This window comes from Desulfuromonadales bacterium (genome assembly GCA_035620395.1).
Taxonomy (GTDB): domain Bacteria; phylum Desulfobacterota; class Desulfuromonadia; order Desulfuromonadales; family DASPGW01; genus DASPGW01.
The window spans coordinates 1-5639 of sequence record DASPGW010000302.1; the positions used below are offsets into that span (position 1 = coordinate 1).

General features: G+C 58.0%; 6 protein-coding genes. All 6 read right to left on the reverse strand.

What is annotated here, in order from left to right:
* Positions 1–438 (reverse strand): ABC transporter permease (locus VD811_16260; GenBank protein HXV22538.1); only part of this gene is annotated, 438 nt, incomplete at its 3' end.
* Positions 439–510: 72 nt separating this feature from the next.
* Positions 511–873, reverse strand: a complete 363-nt coding sequence (locus VD811_16265; GenBank protein ID HXV22539.1) for a hypothetical protein — start codon at positions 871–873, stop codon at positions 511–513.
* A 30-nt stretch (positions 874–903) separates the two neighbouring features.
* Complete coding sequence (locus tag VD811_16270; GenBank protein HXV22540.1) at positions 904–1131, reverse strand: prepilin-type N-terminal cleavage/methylation domain-containing protein; 228 nt, start codon at positions 1129–1131, stop codon at positions 904–906.
* Between the two features lie 233 nt (positions 1132–1364).
* Positions 1365–2750 carry a sigma-54 dependent transcriptional regulator gene (locus VD811_16275; GenBank protein HXV22541.1) on the reverse strand — a complete coding sequence of 462 codons (1386 nt, stop codon included), beginning with the start codon at positions 2748–2750 and terminating at the stop codon, positions 1365–1367.
* Positions 2751–2906: 156 nt separating this feature from the next.
* The gene (locus VD811_16280) at positions 2907–4541 is read right to left on the reverse strand and encodes an ATP-binding protein (GenBank protein HXV22542.1); all 1635 of its coding nucleotides are present in this window, start codon (positions 4539–4541) and stop codon (positions 2907–2909) included.
* A gap of 11 nt (positions 4542–4552) precedes the next feature.
* Positions 4553–5639, reverse strand: a 1087-nt coding sequence (locus VD811_16285) for a type II secretion system F family protein (protein HXV22543.1), incomplete at its 5' end; no start/stop codon positions are given.

Below are 5639 nucleotides of genomic sequence, written 5' to 3' on the forward strand. Positions count from 1 at the left end.
CAGTACCAGGGCGATATTGCTCCAGTGAACGGGGATGTCGGAGGGGTAGGAGTGCGCCGCCAGAACGATGACCACGGCGCTCCCCAGGCCGAGCACCAGGGTGCAGAGGATCAGGAACAGGGCAATGCTGATGAACTTGCTGAGCAGAAACGCCGCCCGGCTCACGGGGAGCGTCAGGATTGACGTGGTGTAGCGGCGCTCGATATCCCGCCAGATCGATGACGCGCCAAGCAGCAGCGTCACCACTAACAAAACTCCGGAAACCGCAGAGAGAGACAGGGTGACTGCCAACTCCTGCACCTGGCGCATGGAAAAGCTGCTCAGTGCCGGCACAAGGAGGAGCATGGTCAAGGCAACACCGAGCACGGCAGACAGCACACGGTCACGGACCATGGCGCGCAGATGGTTTTTAACGAGGACGGCAACCTGAGGCAACATGTTCAAGAACCTAACAAAAAAGACCGGCAGGAGTCAACCTCCCGCCGGTCCTTGTGATGAAAGCCGTAAAAATTACATCTCGGTCCAACCCGTAGCGAACGACTGGTTGTCGGCAGAATCCAGGCCCGGAATTTCGCCATCCTGCCCGACCTCCTGGAAGTAGATGGCAGTCGAGTCATGGGCGGTGCCGTAGGCCTTGGTGCCGCTGTCGTGCTTGGTGCCGGCTGCGTAGCCACTGTCGTCATACTGGGCTCTGAAAACCACGCCCTTGGACATCTTGCCGAGAAGAACGCCCGATGCGGCTTGCGTGGCATCAACACCACCATAGATAGACTCGCCCGGATTGCAATCGGTGTCCTGACCAAGCGCCGCAGCAAAGGCGGAGCCGCAAGTGACAAGCATGATAAGTGCAGCAAATGTCAATACTTTCTTCACGATATCCTCCACTGGTTAAGGATTGTTTAGTTAGCGGGCATCAAGGGCTTCAGGGTACTTCTGGGTTTCGGCCATGTACGCCTCGAACCCGGTCTTGATGTTCTTCAGGTCGCTGTTGGCGGCGCTGTTGTAGGCCTTCTGCCGGTAGGCGGAGAACTGCGGGATGGCGATGGCTGCCAGGATGCCGATGATCGCCACGACGATCAACAGCTCGATCAGGGTGAAACCCTTTTCGCTCTTTTTGAACTTCTTCAACATTGTCTTCCTCCTTGAGTGGATGGTTGATGCCGGACGCTACGCCCGACCCATTGAGCCCTCTGTGAACAGCAGCAACAACCTGCTTGCCACAATCCAATAGCAACGGTCATGCCAAGCGTTTAAACCACAAAACAGGCGCAAATTAACAGAGTGTTAGACAGACTGCAAGTCTTTATCGGCACCGGCAGCGCCCCGGCTACGCCAGCAAGCGTCACCTGGCCTGACAATTATGGTCACTCTTCCTCACCCGGGTCGATATCAAACTTGGCCAGACGGTAACGGATGGAGCGAAAGGTGATCCCCAGCAGCTCGGCCGCCCTCTTGCGGATGCCGCCGGTCTTCTCCAGGGCCTTGAGCAGGATGTCCTTTTCAATGCCACCCAGGTAGGCATCGAGATCGAGTCCCGTGTCGGGGATTTCCGCCAGATGCCCCGACTGCACCGGGCGGCCGGCATGAAATTGCGGCGGCAGTCCGGACTCGGTGATCTGGCTCGACTGGCCGAGCACGAGGCAGCGCTCGACGACGTTTTCCAGCTCACGGACATTGCCGGGCCAGTGGTAATCGAGCATGCTGCACAGGGCGCTCTCCGCAATGTCCACCCCCTCCCGGCCGGTGATGCTGCGGAAGAAATGCTCGATCAGCAGCGGGATGTCGTCCCGCCGCTCCCGCAGAGGGGGCAATATGATGCGGATGACGTTGAGCCGGTAGAAGAGGTCCTCGCGAAAGGCTCCGCGTCCGACTTCTTCCTCCAGGTTTTTATTGGAGGCGGCGACCATACGCACGTCGACCTGGATGTTCCGGGTGCCGCCGACCCGTCGGAACTCGCGCTCCTGCAGCACCCGCAGCAGCTTCACCTGCATCGACGGGGGGAGTTCGCCGATCTCGTCGAGGAAGAGCGTACCGCCGTTGGCGACTTCGAAGAGGCCGGCCTTCTGCTGCACGGCGCCGGTGAAGGAGCCCTTTTCGTGACCGAAGAGCTCGCTCTCAAGCAGGTTCTCAGGGATCGCCCCGCAGTTCACCGCGATGAAGGGTTTGTCCTTGCGCTCGCTGTTGTAATGAATCGCCTTGGCGACCAGTTCCTTGCCGGTGCCGCTCTCGCCGGCGACCAGCACATTCGCCCGGCTGGCTGCCACCTTCTCGATGAGGTCGTAGACCTCCTGCATCTTCTTGCTCTTGCCGATCAGGTTGCCGAAGGAATAGCGCCGGTCGAGTTCCTTCTTCAGCTGGAGGTTTTCCTGTCGCAGGGTCTTGCGTTCGAGAGCGTTCTTGACGACGAGACGGATCTCTTCGTTCTTGAATGGCTTGGTGATGTAGTCGTACGCCCCCTGCTTCATCGCCTCCACCGCTTCTTCGGTGGTGGAAAAGGCGGTGATCATCAGCACCACGGTCTCCGGAAACCGTTCACGGATGTGCGCCAGCAGCTCGAAACCGTTGAGGCGAGGCATCTTGATGTCGCTGACCACCAGGTCATACCCCTGCACCTTGAGCCGCTCGACGGCTTGGGCTCCGTCACTTACGGCATCCACCCGATAACCCTCGCGGTGCAGCATGATGGAGAGGACCTCCCGCATGCTCTCTTCATCATCGACTAGCAGAATCTGGTAATTTGCCGGTTGCAAGGTCATCTCTCCTATAGAAATTCTGGCCATGAAATGCCAAATACCAGGCGTTCAAATCACGCGGGCAGGGATGAAAGGAATAAACAGGATAAAACAAAAAACGTCCAATTGTTGCGTACCATCCCCTTCATCCCCTTTATCCCTGTACATAAGTTTTCACGTTTGACAGGGCAGATTGATGACAAACCTGGCTCCGCCCTGGCGGCCGGAAGTAACCGAAATTGAGCCCCCATGTGCCTCGACAATGGCGTGAACAGTCGCCAGGCCAAGACCTGTACCGTGATCCTTGGTTGTAAAGAACGGGTTGAAGATCCTGCTCCGTATATCTTCGGGGATGCCGGGCCCGGAGTCCTCGACAAAAATCTCCCGCGCCCCCGGGCTGAGGCCGATAGTCAATACACCGCCATCCGGCATGGCCTCGGCGCCGTTGATGATCAGATTCAACATCGCCTGGTACAGCTGCTGACGGTCGAGCGACATCGACACACCCTGCGGATAGGCCCGACGAATCTCGATCCCCACAAACCGTGGATCGGTGGCGGCAATGAGTGCCAATTCATCCAAAACCGAGGAGACGTCGGCAACGGCCATTTTCGGCGATCCGGGACGCGCATAAAGCAAAAAATCACTCAGCAGGCCGTTCAGTCGATCGGCCTCCTTGACCACGATCCGCATCAACTGCCGATCGCCCTCGCTGACGCCTTTCGCCTCCATGAGCAGTTGCACCGAACCGCTGATCGAGGCGAGTGGATTACGGATCTCATGCGCCATTCCGGACGCCAGCTGTCCGACGGCGGCCAGCCGGTCCGACCTCTTCAGCCGCTCCTCCAGCTCCTTGTACCAGGTCATGTCCTTGAAGGTAATCAGCAGTCCGAGCGTATGCCCATCCGCCCCCTTGACCAGTGAAGAGGCATAACCAAGGATGCGCCGACCTGCCTCACGGGAAAGGAAAATCCCCTCGCCACGCTCGACGATCAGCAGGGTACCGTCGTAAACCGCAAAGGCCGGGAATACTTCCCGCACATCCCGGTCGTAGACGTCTTCCAGGGTAAAGCCTGAAATGTGCTCGGCGGCGGCGTTGAACGAACGAATCCGGCCGAGCGGGTTAATGATCATCAAACCGCTGCCGATATTGGCCAGAATTGTCCGATTGAGGTTTTCGAGTTCATCGTAATCGATATTTTTCTTTTCCAGCGCTTGTTCGCTGCACCGCAGCCGTTCGGCCAGAAGACCGCTCAGCAGGGCGGTAAAAAAAATGGCGGTGACATTGACAAAAACGGCATAAAAGACTTGCCGGATATCAAGCTGCGGCTGTACGGACCAGGCCGGCAGAGGTGGAAGGAGGCCATAATATTGCAGGTCGAGCAGGCTGCCGAAGAGAATGGCGGCAGCCGACGCGACGAAAAAAATCTCCCTGCGGGCCAGAAAAGCACTGGCGACGATAACGATAAGATAATAAAGAAAATGAAAAGGGCTGTCGATGCTGCCGGTTAGGTAAATCAGGCTGGTAATGAACAGCAGATCCCAGACGATCTGCGCCTGGACAAAGAGTCTCTGGCGTCGAATCCGGGGAAGAGCAACGGCGGCGACGGCTGCCTGGCCGTAGTAAAGGCCCCCCAGCAGGTAAAGACTGTGCAGAAGATACAGCTGCTCGGCGGCGTTCCGCAGATGGTAGACGATGGTTCCACCGAGCAGCAGGGTAATGGCCAATACCCGGCAGACGAGGAGCCATCCCAGTTGACGACGGGGGATTTCTGCCGTTGGGTTGTAAGCGGGGATAGTGCCTCCCATGCCTCAAACCATCATCCGCCGACCGCTCCGGCCAGCTTGAAGATCGGCAGGTACATGGCGATAACCAGGCCACCGACGGTGGTGCCGAGAAAGAGCATGAGCAACGGCTCCATCATCGCGGTAAGGTTGCCGACGGCGTCGTCGACCTCGTCGTCATAAAAGTCGGCGATCTTGTTGAGCATGGTGTCGATGGAGCCCGACTGCTCGCCGACGGCGATCATCTGGCAAACCATGGGCGGGAACACTCCCGATTTCTCAAGGGGTTCGGCGATCGTCTTGCCTTCGCTGATGCTCTGCCGGACACGGTAGATGGCCTTTTCCACCGTCTTGTTGCCGGCGGTCTTGGCGACAATGTCGAGACCATCGAGGATGGGAACACCGCTGGACATCATCGTCCCCAGCGTACGGGTGAACTTGGCAACGGCGACTTTCCTGATGAGGATGCCCATGATGGGAAGCTTGAGAGCGACGTCATCAATCAGCTCACGTCCTTTCGGCGTCCGGTAGAACCGCTTGAAGCCGGCAATGAAAATCACGATGGCAGCGATGATGACCAGTATGTAACGCTGAATGAAGTTGCTGAGATCGATAACGATCTGTGTCGGCGCCGGCAGGGTGCTGCCGAAGTCGGCAAACATCTTCTCGAAGGAAGGAATGACGAAAATGAGAATGACGGCAATGACGACAACGGCAATGCCGATGATGGTGGTCGGATAGGTCATGGCGCTCTTGACCTTTTTCTTCAGCTTGAGCGCCTTTTCGATATAGGCTGCCAGGCGGTTGAGGATGGTGTCGAGAATACCGCCCACCTCGCCCGCTGCCACCAGGTTGACGTAGAGTTCGTCGAAGGCCTTGGGATGCTTCTTCAACGCCTCGGCGAAGGTCGACCCGGTTTCGACGCTCTCCTTGACCTCAACCAGAATCTTCTTGAAGGTCTTGTTGTCCTGCTGACGGCCGAGAATGTCCAGGCACTGCACCAGCGGCAGGCCGGCGTCGATCATGGTCGCGAACTGCCGGGTAAAGACCACCAGATCCTTGGTGGTGATCTTCGGCTGCATGCCGGGTATCTTGAGCTCGATGTCGAGCCCCTTGCCGCGC